We start from the raw sequence: 22,374 nt of genomic DNA, 5'->3' as shown, positions 1-22,374 counted from the left end.
CCATAAGCCTTTCCTCTGTTAAACCGCCTTCTGTTTTCCGATCCGTGCTTTTTTTGCAGCTAATTCCATTTTTCTGCAAAATTCAATAATTATTCATGAACATCATCAATGAAATTGTCATAAACTATTACCTGTAATTTTGGTTTCCCCGGCCAAAAATGGACAATAACCACCAGGAAAAGGAGACGGAATGCATCACGCCACCCCGCTTATCACCACCATTGTTGGCGGCCTTGTGCTCGCCTTTATCCTCGGCATGCTGGCCAATAAACTACGTATTTCTCCTCTGGTGGGATATCTGTTAGCGGGTGTGCTGGCAGGACCATTCACTCCGGGCTTTGTTGCCGATACCAAGCTTGCGCCGGAACTGGCTGAACTGGGCGTTATTTTGCTGATGTTCGGCGTCGGTTTGCATTTTTCGCTGAAGGATTTGATGGCGGTAAAGGCCATCGCCATTCCCGGTGCGATCGCCCAGATAGCCGTGGCGACGCTGCTGGGTATGGCGCTCTCTGCCGTGCTGGGCTGGTCGTTAATGACCGGTATCGTGTTCGGTTTATGTCTTTCCACCGCCAGTACCGTGGTGTTACTGCGCGCACTTGAAGAACGGCAATTAATTGACAGTCAGCGTGGGCAAATCGCCATCGGTTGGTTGATTGTGGAAGACCTGGTAATGGTTCTGACGCTGGTGTTGCTGCCCGCAGTGGCAGGAATGATGGAACAGGGCGATGTGGGCTTTGCCACTCTTGCAGTCGATATGGGGATCACCATCGGCAAAGTGATCGCATTTATCGCCATTATGATGCTGGTAGGTCGCCGTCTGGTGCCGTGGATTATGGCACGCAGCGCGGCAACCGGTTCTCGCGAGCTGTTTACCCTGTCGGTGCTGGCGCTGGCGTTAGGGATTGCCTTTGGTGCGGTAGAGCTGTTTGATGTCTCCTTTGCACTCGGTGCGTTCTTTGCCGGGATGGTACTGAACGAGTCTGAACTGAGTCACCGTGCCGCCCACGATACGCTGCCATTGCGCGACGCGTTTGCGGTGCTGTTTTTTGTCTCCGTCGGGATGTTGTTTGATCCGTTAATTCTGATTCAGCAACCGCTGGCAGTGCTGGCGACGCTGGCGATTATTCTGTTTGGTAAGTCGTTAGCCGCATTTTTCCTGGTGCGACTGTTTGGTCACTCCCAACGTACGGCATTAACCATCGCCGCCAGCCTGGCGCAGATTGGTGAGTTCGCGTTTATCCTGGCGGGACTGGGAATGGCATTGAATTTACTGCCGCAGGCCGGACAAAACCTGGTACTGGCAGGGGCGATCCTGTCGATTATGCTCAACCCGGTACTGTTCGCACTACTGGAGAAATATCTGGCGAAGACCGAAACGCTGGAAGAGCAGACGCTGGAAGAGGCAATCGAAGAAGAGAAACAGATCCCAGTGGATATTTGCAACCATGCGCTATTGGTGGGTTACGGTCGTGTAGGCAGCCTGCTGGGGGAGAAATTGCTCGCCTCTGATATTCCGCTGGTGGTGATTGAGACGTCACGAACCCGTGTTGATGAGCTGCGAGAGCGTGGGGTCCGCGCTGTATTGGGCAATGCAGCGAACGAAGAAATTATGCAACTGGCGCATCTGGAATGTGCAAAATGGCTGATCCTGACGATCCCCAACGGTTATGAAGCGGGTGAGATTGTGGCGTCTGCCCGCGCGAAAAACCCGGATATTGAGATTATCGCCCGCGCCCATTATGACGATGAAGTGACGTATATCACCGAACGTGGCGCGAATCAGGTAGTGATGGGTGAACGTGAAATTGCCCGTACTATGCTGGAACTGCTGGAAACGCCACCGGCGGGTGAAGTGGTGACGGGGTAAACGGTGGTTGCCGGATGTAAAATATGAAAAATATGTAGGCATGATAAGACGCGCCAGCGTCGCATCGGGCATCGAGAGCCAAATGCCAGATGCGGCGTGAACGCCTTATCTGGCCTACGAACCGACGATAACTTAACGATCCCAGTAAGACTCTTCCAGGCTGTCTTCACGCTCCGGCAAGCCGCGCGTTAAACGAGGTGAATGCTGGTTCAGTACCTGATAGCTCACACGGTTAGCATATTTACACACCTGCGCTAACGATGAATAAGTTAACCAGGTGAATTTATGTTTGCTGGAGTTTGGTACGTTGCTACGATGGTAGCTGTTGGCGGTAATGTCATGCAGCAACGCTGCCAATGCGCCATCCCCCGCTCCATTAGTGTTCATGATTTTTTCCGGCCCGCCCATGTACGGCGCAATGTGCGAATATACACGCAGCGGATTCTGGCAATCCTTGTGGCGCATGGCGCGGCTAAACTCATACTGGTTGAATTCCGCTATAGCGCCCGGCAGCAGCGGATGCTGGGTTTTACGTTTCGCTTCGTCTTCGGTAAAGCCCGCCATATACAAGCCGATTGGCCCGGCGGTGCACAGCACCAGATCTACCCAGTCCAGCGCCTTGTCAGATGCCAACAACGGATCGCTTTCTCCGGTCAACGCTTCGGCTTCATCTTCGTTCATCGCAAGGATAGAAACGTGGTCTTTGAGGAATTGCTGCCACCACTGCGGATTCTCGGCAATGACAAACTTGGTGCCCAGCGTCAGCACCACCGGTACGTTATATTTCTTCGCGTACTCAATGGCTTTCATGGTTGCTTCCGGCATGGGTTCACCCGGTTTGCAACGCACCAGATAAGAGGTGAGAACCAGTGCCGAGGCTCCGGCAATCACATCTTCCGGAATGCTTTCAGCCCGCAGCTGGTTCATGTGGCCTGGACTGATAGCAAAGGTACGTTCCCCGGACTCGCCAATCAGCGTAAAGCAACGACCAATCGGGCCATCCACGCCTTGTAGATAGTTAAGATCGGTACGGCTGGAAGTGTTACACAGGTAACGATAGGCATAACTGCCAATTTCAATATTGCTGCACATGACGCCCAGCAGCACCGAACGGTCGTCCGCGAGCACCGAGTAGTTGTGCATGGTGTTACCAATGGTGCCACCCGCAAACTGATGGGTAATCAGGTTTTTCTGTTTTAGCTCCTGATAAAGCGCTTCGGCTACGTCATCCTCAATCACCAGTGAATGCCCGGCGCTTAATCCATAACGCTCAATGAATTCATCATCCACTTTCGCTTCAATATCGACCAGCGTCTGGTCAATACCTACGACCCAGGCGGCGCTGGTTTCGTTTTCTGGCTGGAATTGCTGAAGCAGCGGATCGCGTGCATTTACAGGGAAGTAATGTTTGGATTTACGTTTACCGGGAAATTTCATGGTTGTTTTTACGGGTGGTTAACTGAGCGGCGAATGTTAACACAATCTGACGGGAGCGCGCGAGACGCAGCCAGTTTCAATATCAGCAGGCGGGATCGCATTTTCATGGCAGTGGTTCCTTACAATGACGTAATTTGAAAGGAGTTTTTGTATGAAGCCGGAAAACAAACTACCTGTTCTGGACCTTATTTCTGCTGAAATGAAGACCGTTGTGAATACTCTTCAGCCGGATTTACCGTCCTGGCCCGCAACGGGAACGATTGCTGAGCAACGACAGTATTACACGCTTGAGCGCCGATTCTGGAATGCGGGCGCTCCAGAAATGGCAACCAGAGCTTACATGGTTCCAACAAAATATGGGCAGGTGGAAACACGTCTCTTTTGTCCGCAGCCAGATAGCCCGGCGACGCTATTTTATTTGCATGGAGGCGGTTTTATTCTCGGCAATCTCGATACCCACGATCGCATCATGCGCCTGCTGGCAAGCTACAGCCAATGTACGGTGATTGGCATTGATTACACCCTTTCACCTGAAGCGCGTTTTCCGCAAGCGATAGAGGAAATTGTGGCTGCTTGTTGTTATTTCCACCAGCAGGCGGAGGATTATCAAATCAATATGTCCCGCATTGGCTTTGCCGGTGATTCCGCAGGTGCCATGCTGGCGCTCGCCAGTGCGTTGTGGTTGCGTGATAAACAGATCGATTGCGGTAAAATTGCGGGTGTTTTGCTGTGGTATGGGCTTTACGGATTACGGGATTCCGTGACTCGTCGTCTGTTGGGCGGTGTCTGGGATGGCTTAACGCAACAGGATTTGCAGATGTATGAAGAGGCGTATTTAAGCAACGACGCGGACCGCGAGTCACCGTATTACTGTCTGTTTAATAATGATCTCACTCGCGAAGTTCCGCCCTGTTTTATTGCCGGGGCGGAGTTCGATCCGCTGCTGGATGACAGCCGTCTGCTTTACCAGACGTTAGCGGCGCATCAGCAGCCCTGTGAGTTCAAACTCTACCCAGGTACGCTGCATGCCTTTTTGCATTATTCACGGATGATGAAAACCGCCGACGAGGCTCTTCGCGACGGCGCTCAGTTCTTTACCGCTCAGCTTTAGCGATACGCGGCAACAAGATTGGCCATCATTTCGATATGTTCCGGCGTGGCATTAAGCGCCGGAATATATTCATATTTTTTCCCGCCGGCACCGAGGAAGACCTCACGGTTTTGCTCGGCAATCTCTTCCAGCGTCTCCAGACAATCCGCAGCAAAGCCCGGGCACATCACCTGAATATGACCTACGCCTTTTTCTCCGAGCATTTTCAGCGTTTCGTCGGTATAAGGCATCAGCCAGGGTTCCCGGCCAAAGCGCGACTGAAAGGTCATCATCACTTTTTCCGGTGCCATCCCCAGTGCGGAAGCCAGTTCGCGAGTCGTTGTGCGGCAACGTTGCGGGTAATCATCGCCTTCATCTGCATAACGCTGAGGAATGCCATGATAAGAGAGCAGCAGCAGATCCGGTTCGCCATGTTTGGCAAAAGAAGCGCGTACGCTGTTCGCCAGTGCATTAATGTAATCGTGGTTATCGGCGTAATCACGAATAAACGATATCCCCGGAATGCTACGTTTGCGCGCCAGAATGCGTGCCAGTTCATCCCATACCGCACCGACCGTAGAACAGGAGAATTGCGGATAAAGCGGCAGCACCACAATATGATCTACATGCTCTGCCAGGAGTTCATTTACGGCGCTTTCCAGTGATGGCGAGCCGTAGCTCATTCCCAGCGCTACGGGCGTCTCCGGTAAACGTTGTGCCAGCGCCTGCTGTTGCTGGCGGCTGTAAACCATCAGCGGCGAGCCACCTTCCATCCAGACAGAGGCATACAGCTTCGCCACACGCGGCGAGCGCAGCGGCAAAATCACGCCGCGCAGCAATGGCCACCATAACAACCGTGAGGTATCAACCACGCGTCTGTCGCTTAAAAATTGTTTCAGATAGCGTTTTACCGCTTCAGGTGTGGGGGCATCGGGCGTACCCAGGTTTGCCAGCAGGATACCGGTTTTAGTCTGACGCATTACCGCCTCTTATCGATTCAACTTGTTGATAATTGTAGCGGAAAAGTGAAGAAGAAGAACTAATTGCTGTAAGAGGTCAAATCAGAAAAAGGAATAGCGCAGATTGAGGTTTTTGTAAAAGGCCGAATGAATATCCGGCCTGAGATTGCTGATAAGTTTGCTTGTGCGGGCCTGTTCCCCTCACCCTAACCCTCTCCCCGAGGGGGCGAGGGGACTGTCCGTGCGCGCTTTCGAATTAGCCGAGGATTTTTTCCAGATCAGCGCGAACTTCAGCAACCGGCTTGGTGCCGTCAACTTTCGCGTATTTGGTGTTACCCGCTTCCGCTTCTTTGGAGTAGTAGCCGATCAGCGGTGCAGTCATCTGATGGTATTCAACCAGACGTTTACGCACGGTTTCTTCCTGATCGTCTTTACGGGTAGTCAGTTCTTCACCGGTAACGTCGTCTTTGCCTTCTACTTTCGGCGGATTGAATTTAACGTGATAAACACGACCAGACGGCGCATGAACGCGGCGGCCTACGATACGATCAACAATCAGTTCGTCCGGTACGTCGAATTCCAGAACGTAATCAACATTGATGCCCGCTTCTTTCATCGCGTCTGCCTGCGGAATGGTACGCGGGAAGCCGTCCAACAGGAAACCATTACGGCAGTCTTCCTGAGCAATGCGCTCTTTAACCAGCGCGATCACCAGTTCGTCGGTGACCAGTTTGCCAGCATCCATAATGTCTTTTGCTTGTTTACCCAGCTCGGAGCCAGATTTGACCGCAGCACGCAGCATATCGCCAGTGGAGATTTGCGGAATACCATATTTCTCCATGATGAACTGAGCCTGAGTCCCTTTCCCCGCGCCCGGAGCGCCAAGCAGAATGATACGCATTGCGAAAATCCCCTTAAAATGTGTCGAATTTTTTGAAAAAGCGATAAACGATACCACCAACAGGCGATTGCCTCAAGAAAGGCACCTGAGGCTGAAACGGTTAATGGCGAGATAATTTGCGGAAAGTGCAGATGATGAAAAGAAAAATGCCGGATGACACAAAGGTCATCCGGCATGACATCAGGAAACCAGCAGCTGGTTCATACGACGAATAAACAGGTTCGGATCTTCCAGCGTGCCGCGTTCTGCCAGCAGCGCCTGATCCAGCAGCAGTTCTACCCACTCGCTGAACTTCGCTTCATCTTCAGTATCTGCCGCACGTTTCACCAGTACGTGATCCGGGTTCAGTTCGAAGATGTATTTCACTTCTGGCACTTTCTGGCCCGCCGCAGCGAACAGTTTCGCCATCTGAGTGCTCATTTCGTCCGCGTCGGTCGAAACGATCGCTGGCGTATCGGTCAGACGGTGAGTCAGACGGACATCTTTCACGCGCTCGCCGAGCAGGGCTTTCACACGGTCGATGAACGGAGTCAGTGCTTTCTCCGCTTCTTTCGCGCTCTCATCAACTTCGTCAGCCAGTTTTTCCAGCGACTCGTCAACTTTAGACACCGACTGGAACGGTTTACCGTCGAACTCAGTCAGATAGTTCATCATCCACTCATCGATGCGGTCGGAAAGCAGCAGAACTTCGATGCCTTTCTTACGCAGCAGTTCCAGGTGTGGGCTGCTCTTCGCTGCCGCATAGCTGTCTGCAGTGATGTAGTAGATTTTCTCCTGCCCTTCTTTCATGCGGGAAACGTAGTCTTCCAGAGACACGGTCTGCGCAGAAGAATCGGTATAAGTAGAAGCAAAACGCAGCAGTTTGGCGATCGCTTCCTGGTTAGCGAAATCTTCCGCCGGACCTTCTTTCAGTACCAGGCCAAACTGTTGCCAGAAGGTCTGGTATTTTTCCGCGTCGTCTTTCGCCAGTTTTTCCAGCATTTGCAGCACACGCTTGGTCAGCGCATTGCGCAGGTTACGCGTTACCGTGCTGTCCTGGAGGATTTCACGGGAAACGTTCAGCGGCAGATCGCTGGAGTCAATCAGACCACGCACGAAGCGCAGATAGTTCGGCATGAACTGTTCTGCGTCGTCCATGATGAACACACGCTGGACGTACAGTTTCAGGCCGTGTTTATGATCGCGGTTCCACATATCCCACGGAGCCTGGGACGGGATGTACAGCAGGCTGGTGTACTCCTGCTTACCTTCAACGCGGTTGTGGCTCCAGGTCAGCGGATCATTAAAGTCGTGGGCGATGTGTTTGTAGAACTCTTTGTACTCTTCATCGGTGATTTCCGACTTGTTACGAGTCCACAGCGCCTGCGCTTTGTTGATTTTCTCCCAGGAGATAACGGTTTCGCCGTCTTTCTCTTCGCGTTTTTCGATCTCTACCGGCAGCGCGATATGGTCGGAGTATTTGCTGATGATGGAACGCACGCGCCAGTCATCGAGGAACTCGTCTTCGCCTTCACGCAGATGCAGGGTGATTTCAGTACCACGATCTTCTTTGGTGATGTCGGCAACGGTATATTCACCTTCGCCAGCCGATTCCCAGAAGACGCCGTTTTCTGGTTTTTCGCCTGCCGCGCGAGTACGCACGGTCACTTTGTCGGCCACGATAAACGCAGAGTAGAAACCAACACCAAACTGACCGATCAGCTGGCTGTCTTTCGCCTGGTCAGAACCCAGGGATTCGAGGAATGATTTGGTACCGGATTTAGCGATAGTCCCCAGATGGTCAATCACTTCGTCGCGGGTCATCCCCACGCCGTTATCGGAGATGGTCAGCGTGCGCTTGTCTTTATCGAAAGAGACACGAACGCGCAGTTCGCCATCACCTTCGTACAGGTCCGGGTTAGATAGCGCACGGAAACGCAGCTTGTCCGCCGCATCGGAGGCGTTAGAGATAAGCTCACGCAGGAAGATTTCTTTATTGGAATAGAGAGAATGGATCATCAGGTGCAGAAGCTGTTTCACTTCTGACTGAAAACCACGAGTTTCTTGTCCTTTCATGTAGGTCTACCTCAATAATGCCATTTTAAGGTTAAAAACAGGATGAGGGAGAGATGGGGACAAGGGAGAATAATTTCAAGCGAGAGCAGGTGATCCTGCTCTCGTTTGCTTAAAAACGAATCTTATGACGCCCGGCAAGGGAGTGTGACAGCGTGGTGCCATCGACCATTTCCAGTTCGCCGCCAACCGGTACGCCATGAGCGATTCGGCTGGCTTCCACGTCATATTGCGCGCAAAGCTCGGCAATGTAGTTAGCGGTAGCTTCACCTTCAACCGTGGGATTGGTGGCGAGGATCACTTCAGTGATTTTTTCCTCTGCCAGACGCTGTTCCAGACGATCAAGCCCGATATCATCCGGACCGATGCCGTCCAGCGGTGACAGATGCCCCATCAACACAAAATAACGGCCTGAAAACTGCCCCGTCTGCTCAATGGCGTAGATGTCCGCCGGACTCTCCACCACACAGATTTGACCGTTTTCCTGACGACGCGGATTCGAACAGATGTTACAGACTTCCTGTTCGGTGAAAGTGCGGCAATCGGCGCAGTGGCCGATTTCCGACATCGCCCGGGTGAGCGCCTGCGCCAGACGCATCCCGCCGCTACGATCGCGCTGAAGCAGCGTGAACGCCATACGCTGCGCCGACTTCGGGCCAACGCCCGGCAGACAGCGCAGTGCTTCCATAAGCTGTGTTAACAGCGGGCTGGTTTGCATCAGAACGGCATCTTAAAGCCAGGCGGCAGCTGCATTCCGGAGGATACAGAGGCCATTTTTTCTTTCTGCGTTTCTTCAATACGACGTGCTGCGTCGTTGAATGCTGCAGCCACCAGGTCTTCCAGCATCTCTTTGTCGTCTTCCAGCAGGCTCGGGTCGATCTCTACGCGACGGCAGTTGTGTGCACCGTTGATGGTCACTTTTACCAGACCTGCGCCAGATTCGCCGGTGACTTCCAGCTGCGCGATCTCTTCCTGCATTTTCTGCATTTTTTCTTGCATCTGCTGGGCTTGCTTCATCAGGTTACCCAGACCGCCTTTACCAAACATAGGTTTCTCTCTCAATCACGTTAAGGATGACGAACGTAAGCTGTGCTTACGATCAAATGGGGCGGATACTTTCTTCATCCAGCTCCGCATCGAAGAACCGACGCAGGGTCTGAATATTATTATCCGCAATAATGGACTCGCGCGCCTGCGCAAGTTTTTCTTCGTATATCGCCTGACGCCACTCCAGCGGCGTACGCACCGCGGGATTATCATCTTCAACGATAGTCAGTTCAACCGTTGAACCTTTTAACGTGCTCAACGCTTCAGCCAGTTTTTGCTGTGCACCGCGGTTGTTCAAATGCCGCTGAGAGGAGCGCAAATGCAGACATACTGCGTTGTCGCTCTCCTCTTTCCAGGCATTTAAGGCCACCTGTTCGACCAGTTTTGGTAGCGAAAGTTGACTCACCTGTGCCGCCCACGCGTCGCGCTCAATGGCTTCTGCCGCCAGCTTCGCCGCCAGTTCCGGCGTTTTTTCATGTTCCAGCGCTTTTTTCAGCGCCTTCGGCGTGGCGACCACTTCTTTTTGCTGCATCACTGGAGTGGTAGCCTTCCAGCGATACGCTTCTTTTTTGGCTGGCGCTTTTTCCAGCGCCGATGGCACCGGACGCGCCTGAACGCGATCGGTGACCGAAGCCAGTCTTTCCAGCGCAGCGTTATTCACCGGCCGCGCGCGGGTAGCGGCTGCCGGTTCACTCTTTTTTGCTTTGGTTGCTCCCTGCACGCGCTGCAACTGCTGGCGCGCCGCCAGCACCTGGCTGGTGGTTTCCGGGAGCGGTACAGTCGGTGCCTGCTGCGGCGCTGATTGCGGTTGCGGCGGCACCTGGGTTGGCGTCATTACTGCCGTTGGCGCGACGGGCGCAAAGGACTGGCGTGGCACTTCTGGCTCAGGCAGAGGCATACGTGGATGGAACGCCAGCGCGCGCAGCAGCGTCATCTCAACGCCCATGCGGCGGTCCGGCGCATACGGTAATTCTTTGCGACCAATCAACAGCGTCTGATAGTAAAGCTGAATATCCGTCGGCGGTATGGTGCGCGCCAGTTCACGCATCCGCAGCTCAATGGCGGCCATGTCGTTGCCAAGTGCAGCAGGCGAAAGTTGTACCATCGCAATACGATGCAACAGGCCGAGCATTTCCACCAGCAACGCTTCCCACTCGATACCACGGGCAGCGGCTTCATTAATCAGCGCCATTACGCGCTCGCCGTTGGCCTCGACCATCGCTTCAACCAGCGACAGCGCCTGATCGTCGTCAAGCGTACCCAGCATCGCACTGACTGCCTGGGTTGAAACCTGGCCGTCACCGCTGGCAATCGCCTGGTCGGTCAGACTTAAGGCATCTCGCAGGCTGCCTTCAGCGGCGCGCGCCAGCAATTGCAACGCCCGCGGCTCGTGAGCGATATGTTCTTCGTTGAGGATGTGCTCAAGTTGATGGCGAATTTGCTCGACATCCAGCGCCTTGAGATGAAATTGCAAACAGCGCGACAAAATCGTCACCGGCAATTTCTGTGGATCGGTCGTCGCCAGCAGAAACTTAACGTGCTCCGGCGGCTCTTCAAGGGTTTTTAACAGTGCGTTAAAGCTGTGGCGCGACAGCATATGCACTTCGTCGATCAGATAAACTTTGAAACGACCACGCGCCGGAGCGTACTGGACGTTATCCAGCAGGTCGCGGGTATCTTCAACTTTGGTGCGCGAGGCGGCGTCGATTTCAATCAGATCGACAAAGCGCCCCTGCTCGATTTCACGACAGTTATCGCACACGCCGCACGGCGTCGCGGTAATGCCGGTTTCGCAGTTTAGCCCCTTCGCCAGCAGTCGGGCGATAGAGGTTTTTCCGACGCCACGGGTACCGGAAAAAAGATAAGCATGATGAATACGCCCTAACGACAAGCCGTTCGCCAGTGCGGTCAGCACATGTTCCTGGCCGACGACGTCAGCAAAGGTTTGTGGGCGCCATTTTCGGGCTAAGACCTGATAACTCATTGGCAGGCTCTGAAACGCTGGAAGGTGGATTCACGAAGGGGTAATGCTAACACAGCCCCGTCAGAACGGCGAGGCTGAATGCACATCTTGTGCTATCCGTAGCGTGGGCAGCACAAGACTGGCGATAATTAATGGCCCGGGAACGGGACAAGGCTGTAGCTGGTAATGCCCTGTTTTTCGAGACGCTGTTCGCCGCCGAGATCGAACAGGTTGATAATGAACGCAGCGTCAGCCACTTCACCACCCAGACGACGGATCAGTTTAACGGTCGCTTCGATAGTGCCGCCGGTTGCCAGCAGATCGTCCACCACCAGAACTTTGTCGCCCGGTTTGATGGCATCAACGTGGATCTCCAGCTGATCGGTGCCGTATTCCAGGTCGTAAGTTTCACTGATGGTTTCACGCGGCAGTTTGCCCGGTTTACGGACCGGTACAAAGCCAACGCCCAGACCCAGAGCTACCGGAGCGCCAAACAAGAAGCCACGCGCTTCGGTGCCGACAACTTTGGTAATGCCCGCATTTTTGTAACGCTCAACCAGCAAGTCGATGCTGAGAGCGTAAGCTTTCGGGTCTTCCAGTAAGCTGGTGACATCGCGGAAAAGAATGCCGGGTTTTGGGTAGTCCTGAATGCTTTTGATGCTATTTTTGAGATACTCAAGCTGCTGTGCAGTCGCGGTCATAAGTGTATGCCTGCTTGTTACGGTGGTACTCACGGCGCGTTTTAAACGTATCAAAAGTAACAGTTGTTTAACCTTTGACCGCCTGCGCCTGTGCTCGAAAACGCCAGAATGTACTGGCTGTACGCAATAATTGCAACTGCGATTGTTGTGCTTCAGTGCTTTTCTTGCTTTTCATCAATCACCGGAATTCGCCACATATAGAAAAGCAAACAGGCGAGAATTACCAGCAACATGATGCGCACCCATGGCATCTGGACGAACCACAGAGAAATGGCAAACGTGAGCAAAATAAGCAAAATCGCCCGCGGTTTGACGCCGCGCGGCATCGCATGATGTTTCTGCCAGAAACGTAGATAGCTGCCAAACCATGAGCGGTACAGCAACCAGGCGTGAAAGCGCGGGGAAGAACGGGCAAAGCACCAGGCCGCCAGCAGGATAAACGGCGTCGTCGGTAATACCGGTAATACCACGCCCAGCGTACCCAGCACTACCGCCAGCCAGCCAATGATGATTAAAATGATTCGTTGCATATTGAGTGTTGTCAGCTTACAGAGTGGCTACTTTAGCATAACAATTATCATTTTCATTGAGGTCTTATCGTGAAAACCGCCCTGCTGCTGGAAAAACTGGAAGGACAGCTCGCTACGCTGCGTCAGCGTTGTGCCCCGGTAGCGCAATTTGCCACGCTAAGTGCCCGTTTTGACAGACACCTTTTTCAAACCCGTGCGACAACACTGCAGGCTTGTCTCGATGAGGCGGGCGATAATCTGGCTGCGCTTCGTCATGCAGTTGAGCAGCAACAGCTGCCGCAAGTGGCCTGGCTGGCGGAACATCTGGCGGCACAACTGGAAGCCATCGCGCGTGAAGCCTCCGCCTGGTCATTGCGCGAGTGGGACAGTGCGCCACCGAAAATTGCCCGCTGGCAGCGTAAACGTATTCAGCATCAGGATTTTGAGCGGCGGCTACGTGAGATGGTTGCCGAACGCAGAGCCCGCCTGGCGCGGGTGACCGATCTCGTGGAACAGCAAACGCTGCATCGTGAAGTGGAAGCCTATGAAGCGCGCCTGGCACGCTGCCGCCATGCGCTGGAAAAAATCGAAAACAGGCTAGCGCGCTTAACCCGCTAGCAATGGAGAGAGTATGTCACTGGAAAATGCCCCTGACGATGTCAAACTGGCTGTCGATTTGATTGTGCTGCTGGAAGAAAATCAGATCCCAGCCCGCACCGTGCTGCGCGCGCTGGATATTGTAAAACGCGATTATGAAAAGAAATTAACGCGCGATGATGAGGCGGAAAAGTGAGAAATAAATGGGGCCGCTAAATGTCCCCTAAGATTGTGGGCAAACGCAAAACTGCCTGATGCGCTACGCTTATCAGGCCTACACCGCTCCTGCAATACATTGAATTCTTGCGGTTTCGTAGGCCGGATAAGGCGGTCACGCCGCATCCGGCATGAACAACGCGCACTTTGTCAGTAATCTCGGGGCAACTAAATGTCGCCCCCTTTGGTTATTACCCTACCGCTGGCGTCGGGTCATCGCCTTTGTAGTCGCGTTTGACTTCCGTCACCTCATCGCCCTTCTCGTTGTGCAGATGCACTTCAAGCTGGTTAAAGGCAATGTTGATGTCGTTTTCACGGCACAGCTGATCGATAGTACGGTTCAGCTCATCGACAGTACGACTACGGTCACGCAGTTCACGCACATACAGACGCAGCTCATGATCCAACGTGCTGGCACCAAATGCCGTAAAGAAGACTTCCGGCATTGGTTCGTGCATCACCCTTGGGTGCTCAGTCGCCGCCTTCAGTAACACTTTACGCACTTTTTCCAGATCGGAGCCATAGGCCACGCCGAGACGGATCACCAGACGCGTAGTAGTGTCAGTCAACGACCAGTTGATCAGACGCTCGGTAACAAACGCTTTGTTCGGGATGATCACTTCTTTGCGATCGAAATCGGTAATCGTTGTCGCACGAATACGGATCTTACTTACCGTCCCCGAGAAGCTACCAATGGTTACCGTATCACCAATACGCACCGGACGTTCGAACAGGATGATCAAACCAGAGACAAAGTTACCGAAGATCTCCTGTAAGCCAAAACCAAGACCTACGGATAATGCTGCCGCCAGCCACTGGAGTTTATCCCACGAGACGCCCAGCGATCCGAACACCGTCATCGCACCAACGGCAATAATGATGTAGTTAAGGATGGTAGTAATGGCATACGACGCGCCCTGACGCATATTCAGTCGCGAGAGCACCAGCACTTCCAGTAAACCAGGCAGGTTGCGAATCAACGCCCAGGCCACCATTGAGGCGATAATCGCAAACAACAGACTGCCCATGGTGACGTTTTTCACCACCGCAGCGCCAGCTTCAGTGCCGTTGTAATGCCAGAGCGTGATGCTGTCGAGATAGCTGAACACGGTGATCAAATCGGACCAAATTGCCCAGAACATGACACCGAACAGCGCAAACATCAGCAACATGGTAATACGCAGCGTCTGCTGGTTAACCTGTTCCAGTGCAATGGTGGGTTCTTCCGGCGGTTCGGCACCTTCTGCGCCCTCTTTCACCAGATTCTGCCGACGCGCCAGCGCACGACGCCAGGCGATACGCCGCGCCGCTACGCTTAAGCCGCGCAATACCGTCTGGTAGAGCAAGTTCCAGATGATCACCAGATAAACGGTTTCAATCCAACGCCCGGAGAGGCGCAGCGTGGTGTAGAAATAACCCGTGGCAGTCAGCACCATCAATGCAATCGGGATAATCGACAGCACGGTAATGGTGACCAGTCGCATGGTGTGCGACTCTTTATCACGCCAGCTTTCGCGGCACATTGGCCATACCAGGAAGGCAATCAGCAGCAGGTTGAAGAAAATCATCGCCTGCCCCAGCACATCATCCATCAGATGCAGCGGGGAAAGTTCTGCCACCACAGACCAGAAATGGATAGGCAGCAACGCGAGACTGATGCGGACAATTTGCCGACGCCAGTGGCTGGTCTGCTGCTCCGGCATGCCGAAGTGACGCACGGCAACGCCATTTTTCTCCAGTACCTTCCAGCACAGGCCAAACACCAGCCAGAAAATCGCCAGTTTTTTACTGAACGACCATAGCAGTTCGCTGATGTTGAGCTGCATGGTCAACAGAATCAGGCCAACCGCGAGAATAATCAGGCACACCGGCAGCGCGCGGATCAGGTCGATAAGGATCGCTTTTGGTGTGTTGAGCTGGCTATCGTTACGCAGGGAACCCACAGCGGAAGCCAGTTTCTGTTGATACGCTTTCAGCCAGCCCAGACGCCAGTGGATCAGCCCGGCAATCAACAGCAGCGGCAAACCGGCGAGGAAAGCGATAAAAACGGCAGGCCAGGCTTTTTCCCAGTTCACCGTGATTTTCATCGACTTAAATTCATCTTTCAGGCTTTGCGGGAACGCTTTGATCCAGTCCCAGTCCATTGGACGGTTACTGTTCACCCAAAAGATTTGCTGAGTCAGGATGGATTTCAGGTTTTTCGATACGCTCATTAACTGCTGCTGGTTGATTTGCAGGTTAATGGCCATCATCAGCTGGTTACCCAACTGTTTGTTGAGTTGATCCAGCAATTCGCGACGCATATCAACCACTTGCAATAACGCATCGTGAACTTCGCTGTTGACTTCGTTGGTGTGACCTTCTTCCAGTTTGTTGACGAACGCATCGCTCTGGAAGAGTGCATCACGCTGCTGGTTAACTTCAAACTGTTCGAGACGCAAATCCGCGATGCGGTTGGTCATGTTTTCCAGTTCATCCGCCGAGGGCAGCGTTTGTTGTTGCTGGTAAAGGATACGAGACAACAGCAGGCTGCCCTTCAGGACGGCAATCTGCTCTTTAATATTGCGTTCCGATTGCAGCGCCCGCTCCAGCCAGTTTTTGACTTTAATGTTTTGCTGCATCAACTGATTACCGTTTTCAGTCGCGGTAATCAGACGCTGACTTAACTGCTGGTTAATTTCCAGTTCCTGTTTCACCAGCGGATTAGCCTGAATACGCGCGGCTTCATCCGGGGAGACGGCTTCCTGCGCCGTTTTTTCAGTTAAAGTCAGGCGCTTGCTGTTTACCGCTTCTTGCAACAGCTGCAACTGGTGCTCCAGACGGGCGCTGTTCGCCGTCACGTAATCACGTTGCTTTTGCAAGGTATCCTGCAAGACGGTGTTCCCTTCCAGGCTTTTACGCTGCTGGTCAATCTCCGCATTCAGCAACGCCTGCTGAGCCTGCATTAACACTTTCTGGCTGGGACGTAAGGCAGTCTCGCCGACATCAGTCCCATCCAGACGACTGCGAATTTGTTGCAGCTGCTGCGAAGCGTTATACATCGCATTTTGCACGCGTTCGGGCTGCGTCTGTAACGAAACCAGCTGGCTGTTATAAGACGCCAGATCGTTTTGTGCGTTTTGCAAATCGTCCAGCGCCTGGGCAACGCGAGTTTCCAGCTGGCGCAACGAAAGCGTACTCAGAATTTTGCGCGTTTCTTCGTCGTTATCGACATCGCTAAGTGCTGTTAACGCCGCGGTCGCCTGGCGCATTTTTTCCGGCGCTTCAGCGACTTTTTGCCGTAGCTGAACTGTCTCTTCTTTTATGCGATCGATTTTATCGAGGGTGGCTAATGTATCTGTCAGATCCTGCTGCACCAGTTTGTCCTGAGCAGAAAGATCTTTTTGTTTATTTAGTGAGTCAAGTTGCGCCTGCAGGTCCGCTTTTGTCGGCAGATCACCATTCGATGACGCCCGCGCAAACGCCGTGTTCTGGCATAACAAGACAAAAACAAAAGCAATAAATGCTGAAAAAACAAAATGCCGTGATCGTTTGTAATACTGGAACATAGTCATGATGAATGAAGGTTTCTGAACCTGAAGAACGACCTGAAAAAGTCAAACCGCAAGAATATCACGACGCAGTGAACCAGAATAGCAACGACGAAAATGTCCAGGAAAAATCCTGGAGTCAGATTCAGGGTTATTCGTTAGTGGCAGGATTACGAAGCGTGGGGCACAGGAGATACATCTCCAGTAAGATGGCGACGTAATCGCGGGCTTCTTTTTTAAGATCAAAAGATTGCGGGGCAAAGAGCCAGTTTTCCATCAGGCCGGAAATATAGCCGCGCATAATAATTGCTGCCCGACGCGTCATTAAATCCGCAGGCAACATTTTCGCTTCAATACAATGTTTTAACGTTTGTTCTATACGGTCATAACTTTCCAGACAGAGATTACGTTGTGCCTGTTGCACAACAGCCATTTCTCCGACAAATTCGCATTTGTGGAATATAATCTCCATCAATAATCGACGTCGTTCTTCTGTCACCGTGGATTCAAGAACATGAATTAATATCTCTCTTAATACTGAGAGTGGATCGCCAGGGAATTTTGCCTGATACTCAAGCTCTAGTTCACCAATATTGGATTCTGACAGTTCCCAGATCTCACTGAACAAATCCGACTTGTCTTTAAAATGCCAGTAGATTGCACCGCGCGTAACGCCAGCTGCTTTTGCAATCTCGCCCAGCGAGGTGGATGATACCCCATGCTGTGAGAAAAGACGTAGAGCCACATCGAGGATGTGTTGGCGCGTTTCTTGCGCTTCTTGTTTGGTTTTTCGTGCCATATGTTCGTGAATTTACAGGCGTTAGATTTACATACATTTGTGAATGTATGTACCATAGCACGACGATAATATAAACGCAGCAATGGGTTTATTAACTTTTGACCATTGACCAATTTGAAATCGGACACTCGAGGTTTACATATGAACAAAAACAGAGGGTTTACGCCTCTGGCGGTCGTTCTGATGCTCTCAGGCAGCTTAGCCCTAACAGGATGTGACGACAAACAGGCCCAACAAGGTGGCCAGCAGATGCCCGCCGTTGGCGTAGTAACAGTCAAAACTGAACCTCTGCAGATCACAACCGAGCTTCCGGGTCGCACCAGTGCCTACCGGATCGCAGAAGTTCGTCCTCAAGTTAGCGGGATTATCCTGAAGCGTAATTTCAAAGAAGGTAGCGACATCGAAGCAGGTGTCTCTCTCTATCAGATTGATCCTGCGACCTATCAGGCGACATACGACAGTGCGAAAGGTGATCTGGCGAAAGCCCAGGCTGCAGCCAATATCGCGCAATTGACGGTGAATCGTTATCAGAAACTGCTCGGTACTCAGTACATCAGTAAGCAAGAGTACGATCAGGCTCTGGCTGATGCGCAACAGGCGAATGCTGCGGTAACTGCGGCGAAAGCTGCCGTTGAAACTGCGCGAATCAATCTGGCTTACACCAAAGTCACCTCTCCGATTAGCGGTCGCATTGGTAAGTCGAACGTGACGGAAGGCGCATTGGTACAGAACGGTCAGGCGACTGCGCTGGCAACCGTGCAGCAACTTGATCCGATCTACGTTGATGTGACCCAGTCCAGCAACGACTTCCTGCGCCTGAAACAGGAACTGGCGAATGGCACGCTGAAACAAGAGAACGGCAAAGCCAAAGTGTCGCTGATCACCAGTGACGGCATTAAGTTCCCGCAGGACGGTACGCTGGAATTCTCTGACGTTACCGTTGATCAGACCACTGGGTCTATCACCCTACGCGCTATCTTCCCGAACCCGGATCACACTCTGCTGCCGGGTATGTTCGTGCGCGCACGTCTTGAAGAAGGGCTTAATCCAAACGCTATTTTAGTCCCGCAACAGGGCGTAACCCGTACGCCGCGTGGCGATGCCACCGTACTGGTAGTTGGCGCGGATGACAAAGTGGAGCCCCGTCCGATCGTTGCAAGCCAGGCTATTGGCGATAAGTGGCTGGTGACAGAAGGTCTGAAAGCAGGCGATCGCGTAGTAATAAGTGGGCTGCAGAAAGTGCGTCCTGGTGTCCAGGTAAAAGCACAAGAAGTTACCGCTGATAATAACCAGCAAGCCGCAAGCGGTGCTCAGCCTGAACAGTCCAAGTCTTAACTTAAACAGGAGCCGTTAAGACATGCCTAATTTCTTTATCGATCGCCCGATTTTTGCGTGGGTGATCGCCATTATCATCATGTTGGCAGGGGGGCTGGCGATCCTCAAACTGCCGGTGGCGCAATATCCTACGATTGCACCGCCGGCAGTAACGATCTCCGCCTCCTACCCCGGCGCTGATGCGAAAACAGTGCAGGACACGGTGACACAGGTTATCGAACAGAATATGAACGGTATCGATAACCTGATGTACATGTCCTCTAACAGTGACTCCACGGGTACCGTGCAGATCACCCTGACCTTTGAGTCTGGTACTGATGCGGATATCGCGCAGGTTCAGGTGCAGAACAAACTGCAGCTGGCGATGCCGTTGCTGCCGCAAGAAGTTCAGCAGCAAGGGGTGAGCGTTGAGAAATCATCCAGCAGCTTCCTGATGGTTGTCGGCGTTATCAACACCGATGGCACCATGACGCAGGAGGATATCTCTGACTACGTAGCGGCGAATATGAAAGATGCCATCAGCCGTACGTCGGGCGTGGGTGATGTTCAGTTGTTCGGTTCACAGTACGCGATGCGTATCTGGATGAACCCGAATGAGCTGAACAAATTCCAGCTAACGCCGGTTGATGTCATTACCGCCATCAAAGCGCAGAACGCCCAGGTTGCGGCGGGTCAGCTCGGTGGTACGCCGCCGGTGAAAGGCCAACAGCTTAACGCCTCTATTATTGCTCAGACGCGTCTGACCTCTACTGAAGAGTTCGGCAAAATCCTGCTGAAAGTGAATCAGGATGGTTCCCGCGTACTGCTGCGTGATGTGGCGAAGATTGAGCTGGGTGGTGAGAACTACGACATCATCGCAGAGTTTAACGGCCAACCGGCTTCCGGTCTGGGGATCAAGCTGGCGACCGGTGCAAACGCGCTGGATACCGCTGCGGCAATCCGTGCTGAACTGGCGAAGATGGAACCGTTCTTCCCGTCAGGTCTGAAAATTGTTTACCCGTACGACACCACGCCGTTCGTGAAAATCTCTATTCACGAAGTGGTTAAAACGCTGGTCGAAGCGATCATCCTCGTGTTCCTGGTGATGTATCTGTTCCTGCAGAACTTCCGCGCGACGTTGATTCCGACCATTGCCGTACCGGTGGTATTGCTCGGGACCTTTGCCGTCCTTGCCGCCTTTGGCTTCTCGATAAACACGCTAACAATGTTCGGGATGGTGCTCGCCATCGGCTTGTTGGTGGATGACGCTATCGTTGTGGTAGAAAACGTTGAGCGTGTTATGGCGGAAGAAGGTTTGCCGCCAAAAGAAGCTACCCGTAAGTCGATGGGGCAGATTCAGGGCGCTCTGGTCGGTATCGCGATGGTACTGTCGGCGGTATTCGTACCGATGGCCTTCTTTGGCGGTTCTACTGGTGCTATCTATCGTCAGTTCTCTATTACCATTGTTTCAGCAATGGCGCTGTCGGTACTGGTAGCGTTGATCCTGACTCCGGCTCTTTGTGCCACCATGCTGAAACCGATTGCCAAAGGCGATCACGGGGAAGGTAAAAAAGGCTTCTTCGGCTGGTTTAACCGCATGTTCGAGAAGAGCACGCACCACTACACCGACAGCGTAGGCGGTATTCTGCGCAGTACGGGGCGTTACCTGGTGCTGTATCTGATCATCGTGGTCGGCATGGCCTATCTGTTCGTGCGTCTGCCAAGCTCCTTCTTGCCAGATGAGGACCAGGGCGTATTTATGACCATGGTTCAGCTGCCAGCAGGTGCAACGCAGGAACGTACGCAGAAAGTGCTCAATGAGGTAACGCATTACTATCTGACCAAAGAAAAGAACAACGTTGAGTCGGTGTTCGCCGTTAACGGCTTCGGCTTTGCGGGACGTGGTCAGAATACCGGTATTGCGTTCGTTTCCTTGAAGGACTGGGCCGATCGTCCGGGCGAAGAAAACAAAGTTGAAGCGATTACCATGCGTGCAACACGCGCTTTCTCGCAAATCAAAGATGCGATGGTTTTCGCCTTTAACCTGCCCGCAATCGTGGAACTGGGTACTGCAACCGGCTTTGACTTTGAGCTGATTGACCAGGCTGGCCTTGGTCACGAAAAACTGACTCAGGCGCGTAACCAGCTGCTTGCAGAAGCAGCGAAGCACCCTGATATGCTGACCAGCGTACGTCCAAACGGTCTGGAAGATACCCCGCAGTTTAAGATTGATATCGACCAGGAAAAAGCGCAGGCGCTGGGTGTTTCTATCAACGACATTAACACCACTCTGGGCGCTGCATGGGGCGGTAGCTATGTGAACGACTTTATCGACCGCGGTCGTGTGAAGAAAGTTTACGTCATGTCAGAAGCGAAATACCGTATGCTGCCGGATGATATCGGCGACTGGTATGTTCGTGCTGCTGATGGTCAGATGGTGCCGTTCTCGGCATTCTCCTCTTCTCGTTGGGAGTACGGTTCGCCGCGTCTGGAACGTTACAATGGCCTGCCATCCATGGAAATCTTAGGCCAGGCGGCACCGGGTAAAAGTACCGGTGAAGCAATGGAGCTAATGGAACAACTGGCGAGCAAACTGCCTACCGGTGTTGGCTATGACTGGACGGGGATGTCCTATCAGGAACGCCTCTCCGGCAACCAGGCACCTTCACTGTACGCGATTTCGTTGATTGTCGTATTCCTGTGTCTGGCGGCGCTGTACGAGAGCTGGTCGATTCCGTTCTCCGTTATGCTGGTCGTTCCGCTGGGGGTTATCGGTGCGTTGCTGGCTGCCACCTTCCGTGGCCTGACCAATGACGTTTACTTCCAGGTAGGCCTGCTCACAACCATTGGGTTGTCGGCGAAGAACGCGATACTTATCGTCGAATTCGCCAAAGACTTGATGGATAAAGAAGGTAAAGGTCTGATTGAAGCGACGCTTGATGCAGTGCGGATGCGTTTACGTCCGATCCTGATGACCTCGCTGGCGTTTATCCTCGGCGTTATGCCGCTGGTTATCAGTACTGGTGCTGGTTCCGGCGCGCAGAACGCAGTAGGTACCGGTGTAATGGGCGGGATGGTGACCGCAACGGTACTGGCAATCTTCTTCGTTCCGGTATTCTTTGTTGTGGTTCGCCGCCGCTTTAGCCGCAAGAATGAAGATATCGAGCACAGCCATACTGTCGATCATCATTGATACAACGTGTAATCACTAAGGCCGCGCAAGCGGCCTTTTTTATGCATAACCTACGAACATTAAGGAGTAATTGAACCACCAACTCAGGATCTCATACGAAAACCAGTATTAACCACGGATAAAATTCATAAAAAATACTGATTGTTAGTTAATTTATATTAAGTAGCGCTAATAGATTTAATAATCCATAATCATTTAG

General features: G+C 52.7%; 17 protein-coding genes, 1 pseudogene and 1 other annotated feature. Of the genes and pseudogenes, 6 read left to right on the top strand and 12 right to left on the bottom strand.

Annotated features, from left to right (window positions below; translation table 11 throughout):
- Window positions 1–190: 190 nt before the first annotated feature.
- The gene (gene ybaL / locus E0D98_RS11580) at window positions 191–1,867 is read left to right on the top strand and encodes a YbaL family putative K(+) efflux transporter (RefSeq protein ID WP_000546229.1); all 1,677 of its coding nucleotides are present in this window, start codon (window positions 191–193) and stop codon (window positions 1,865–1,867) included.
- Between the two features lie 132 nt (window positions 1,868–1,999).
- Here ybaL and gsk read toward each other — a convergent pair whose 3' ends face one another.
- The gene (gsk, locus tag E0D98_RS11575) at window positions 2,000–3,304 is read right to left on the bottom strand and encodes an inosine/guanosine kinase (protein WP_000671574.1); all 1,305 of its coding nucleotides are present in this window, start codon (window positions 3,302–3,304) and stop codon (window positions 2,000–2,002) included.
- A 151-nt stretch (window positions 3,305–3,455) separates the two neighbouring features.
- Between gsk and aes the strand changes: the two genes are divergently transcribed.
- Window positions 3,456–4,415, top strand: a complete 960-nt coding sequence (gene aes / locus E0D98_RS11570) for an acetyl esterase (protein WP_000801838.1) — start codon at window positions 3,456–3,458, stop codon at window positions 4,413–4,415.
- Here the strand turns inward: aes and hemH are convergent.
- The 8 genes from hemH to E0D98_RS11530 all read right to left on the bottom strand — a co-directional run bounded on the left by hemH (window position 4,412) and on the right by E0D98_RS11530 (window position 12,547).
- Window positions 4,412–5,374, bottom strand: coding sequence for a ferrochelatase (gene hemH / locus E0D98_RS11565; protein WP_001250120.1), 963 nt, complete (start codon window positions 5,372–5,374; stop codon window positions 4,412–4,414). The genes aes and hemH overlap by 4 nt on opposite strands.
- 235 nt (window positions 5,375–5,609) lie before the next feature.
- Window positions 5,610–6,254, bottom strand: coding sequence for an adenylate kinase (gene adk / locus E0D98_RS11560; protein WP_001220233.1), 645 nt, complete (start codon window positions 6,252–6,254; stop codon window positions 5,610–5,612).
- Window positions 6,255–6,434: 180 nt separating this feature from the next.
- A complete protein-coding gene (gene htpG / locus E0D98_RS11555) occupies window positions 6,435–8,309 on the bottom strand; it encodes a molecular chaperone HtpG (protein ID WP_000678208.1) in 1,875 nt (624 codons plus the stop codon).
- A 109-nt stretch (window positions 8,310–8,418) separates the two neighbouring features.
- The gene (recR, locus tag E0D98_RS11550) at window positions 8,419–9,024 is read right to left on the bottom strand and encodes a recombination mediator RecR (RefSeq protein WP_001195025.1); all 606 of its coding nucleotides are present in this window, start codon (window positions 9,022–9,024) and stop codon (window positions 8,419–8,421) included.
- Window positions 9,024–9,353 (bottom strand): YbaB/EbfC family nucleoid-associated protein, encoded by a 330-nt coding sequence (locus tag E0D98_RS11545; protein ID WP_000467098.1) that lies wholly within the window; start codon window positions 9,351–9,353, stop codon window positions 9,024–9,026. The genes recR and E0D98_RS11545 overlap by 1 nt, the downstream gene beginning before the upstream one ends.
- A gap of 52 nt (window positions 9,354–9,405) precedes the next feature.
- Window positions 9,406–11,337, bottom strand: a complete 1,932-nt coding sequence (dnaX, locus tag E0D98_RS11540) for a DNA polymerase III subunit gamma/tau (protein WP_000122008.1) — start codon at window positions 11,335–11,337, stop codon at window positions 9,406–9,408.
- Window positions 10,009–10,073 (bottom strand) — a sequence feature (DnaX frameshifting element). It overlaps the preceding gene by 65 nt.
- A gap of 128 nt (window positions 11,338–11,465) precedes the next feature.
- The gene (apt, locus tag E0D98_RS11535) at window positions 11,466–12,017 is read right to left on the bottom strand and encodes an adenine phosphoribosyltransferase (RefSeq protein WP_000127356.1); all 552 of its coding nucleotides are present in this window, start codon (window positions 12,015–12,017) and stop codon (window positions 11,466–11,468) included.
- Between the two features lie 152 nt (window positions 12,018–12,169).
- Window positions 12,170–12,547, bottom strand: coding sequence for a DUF454 family protein (locus tag E0D98_RS11530; RefSeq protein WP_001188905.1), 378 nt, complete (start codon window positions 12,545–12,547; stop codon window positions 12,170–12,172).
- A gap of 69 nt (window positions 12,548–12,616) precedes the next feature.
- Here E0D98_RS11530 and priC point away from each other — a divergent pair, with 69 nt between their 5' ends.
- Together priC and rsmS are read left to right on the top strand one after the other, a co-directional pair.
- Complete coding sequence (priC, locus tag E0D98_RS11525) at window positions 12,617–13,144, top strand: primosomal replication protein N'' (protein ID WP_000844848.1); 528 nt, start codon at window positions 12,617–12,619, stop codon at window positions 13,142–13,144.
- Window positions 13,145–13,157: 13 nt separating this feature from the next.
- Window positions 13,158–13,319, top strand: a complete 162-nt coding sequence (gene rsmS, locus E0D98_RS11520) for a pleiotropic regulatory protein RsmS (RefSeq protein ID WP_000051146.1) — start codon at window positions 13,158–13,160, stop codon at window positions 13,317–13,319.
- Between the two features lie 52 nt (window positions 13,320–13,371).
- Here the strand turns inward: rsmS and E0D98_RS28440 are convergent.
- From E0D98_RS28440 to acrR, 3 genes and pseudogenes are all read right to left on the bottom strand, one after another.
- Window positions 13,372–13,470 (bottom strand): annotated as a pseudogene (locus E0D98_RS28440) (hypothetical protein); the annotation flags it as partial.
- Window positions 13,471–13,530: 60 nt separating this feature from the next.
- The gene (gene mscK / locus E0D98_RS11515) at window positions 13,531–16,893 is read right to left on the bottom strand and encodes a mechanosensitive channel MscK (RefSeq protein ID WP_000177726.1); all 3,363 of its coding nucleotides are present in this window, start codon (window positions 16,891–16,893) and stop codon (window positions 13,531–13,533) included.
- Window positions 16,894–17,020: 127 nt separating this feature from the next.
- On the bottom strand, window positions 17,021–17,668 hold the full coding sequence (gene acrR / locus E0D98_RS11510; protein ID WP_047086523.1) for a multidrug efflux transporter transcriptional repressor AcrR: 648 nt from the start codon (window positions 17,666–17,668) through the stop codon (window positions 17,021–17,023).
- 141 nt (window positions 17,669–17,809) lie between these two features.
- Here acrR and acrA point away from each other — a divergent pair, with 141 nt between their 5' ends.
- Both acrA and acrB read left to right on the top strand, forming a co-directional pair.
- Window positions 17,810–19,003 carry a multidrug efflux RND transporter periplasmic adaptor subunit AcrA gene (acrA, locus tag E0D98_RS11505; RefSeq protein ID WP_062872730.1) on the top strand — a complete coding sequence of 398 codons (1,194 nt, stop codon included), beginning with the start codon at window positions 17,810–17,812 and terminating at the stop codon, window positions 19,001–19,003.
- Between the two features lie 22 nt (window positions 19,004–19,025).
- Window positions 19,026–22,175, top strand: a complete 3,150-nt coding sequence (acrB, locus tag E0D98_RS11500) for an efflux RND transporter permease AcrB (RefSeq protein WP_001132469.1) — start codon at window positions 19,026–19,028, stop codon at window positions 22,173–22,175.
- Window positions 22,176–22,374 lie beyond the last annotated feature (199 nt).

This window comes from Escherichia sp. KCJ4928, assembly GCF_004352695.1.
In the GTDB taxonomy this organism is placed as follows: Bacteria; Pseudomonadota; Gammaproteobacteria; order Enterobacterales; family Enterobacteriaceae; genus ECMA0423.
Note: the sequence above shows the minus strand (reverse complement) of the source record. Positions and strands in the feature narration are given on the sequence as shown.

What these genes read in the sequence shown, in the direction of transcription:
- ybaL (WP_000546229.1), top strand. Translation starts at nt 191, where the DNA reads ATGCATCACGCCACCCCGCTTATCACCACCATTGTTGGCGGCCTTGTG.
- gsk (WP_000671574.1), bottom strand. Translation starts at nt 3,304, where the DNA reads ATGAAATTTCCCGGTAAACGTAAATCCAAACATTACTTCCCTGTAAAT.
- aes (WP_000801838.1), top strand. Translation starts at nt 3,456, where the DNA reads ATGAAGCCGGAAAACAAACTACCTGTTCTGGACCTTATTTCTGCTGAA.
- hemH (WP_001250120.1), bottom strand. Translation starts at nt 5,374, where the DNA reads ATGCGTCAGACTAAAACCGGTATCCTGCTGGCAAACCTGGGTACGCCC.
- adk (WP_001220233.1), bottom strand. Translation starts at nt 6,254, where the DNA reads ATGCGTATCATTCTGCTTGGCGCTCCGGGCGCGGGGAAAGGGACTCAG.
- htpG (WP_000678208.1), bottom strand. Translation starts at nt 8,309, where the DNA reads ATGAAAGGACAAGAAACTCGTGGTTTTCAGTCAGAAGTGAAACAGCTT.
- recR (WP_001195025.1), bottom strand. Translation starts at nt 9,024, where the DNA reads ATGCAAACCAGCCCGCTGTTAACACAGCTTATGGAAGCACTGCGCTGT.
- E0D98_RS11545 (WP_000467098.1), bottom strand. Translation starts at nt 9,353, where the DNA reads ATGTTTGGTAAAGGCGGTCTGGGTAACCTGATGAAGCAAGCCCAGCAG.
- dnaX (WP_000122008.1), bottom strand. Translation starts at nt 11,337, where the DNA reads ATGAGTTATCAGGTCTTAGCCCGAAAATGGCGCCCACAAACCTTTGCT.
- apt (WP_000127356.1), bottom strand. Translation starts at nt 12,017, where the DNA reads ATGACCGCGACTGCACAGCAGCTTGAGTATCTCAAAAATAGCATCAAA.
- E0D98_RS11530 (WP_001188905.1), bottom strand. Translation starts at nt 12,547, where the DNA reads ATGCAACGAATCATTTTAATCATCATTGGCTGGCTGGCGGTAGTGCTG.
- rsmS (WP_000051146.1), top strand. Translation starts at nt 13,158, where the DNA reads ATGTCACTGGAAAATGCCCCTGACGATGTCAAACTGGCTGTCGATTTG.
- mscK (WP_000177726.1), bottom strand. Translation starts at nt 16,893, where the DNA reads ATGACTATGTTCCAGTATTACAAACGATCACGGCATTTTGTTTTTTCA.
- acrR (WP_047086523.1), bottom strand. Translation starts at nt 17,668, where the DNA reads ATGGCACGAAAAACCAAACAAGAAGCGCAAGAAACGCGCCAACACATC.
- acrA (WP_062872730.1), top strand. Translation starts at nt 17,810, where the DNA reads ATGAACAAAAACAGAGGGTTTACGCCTCTGGCGGTCGTTCTGATGCTC.
- acrB (WP_001132469.1), top strand. Translation starts at nt 19,026, where the DNA reads ATGCCTAATTTCTTTATCGATCGCCCGATTTTTGCGTGGGTGATCGCC.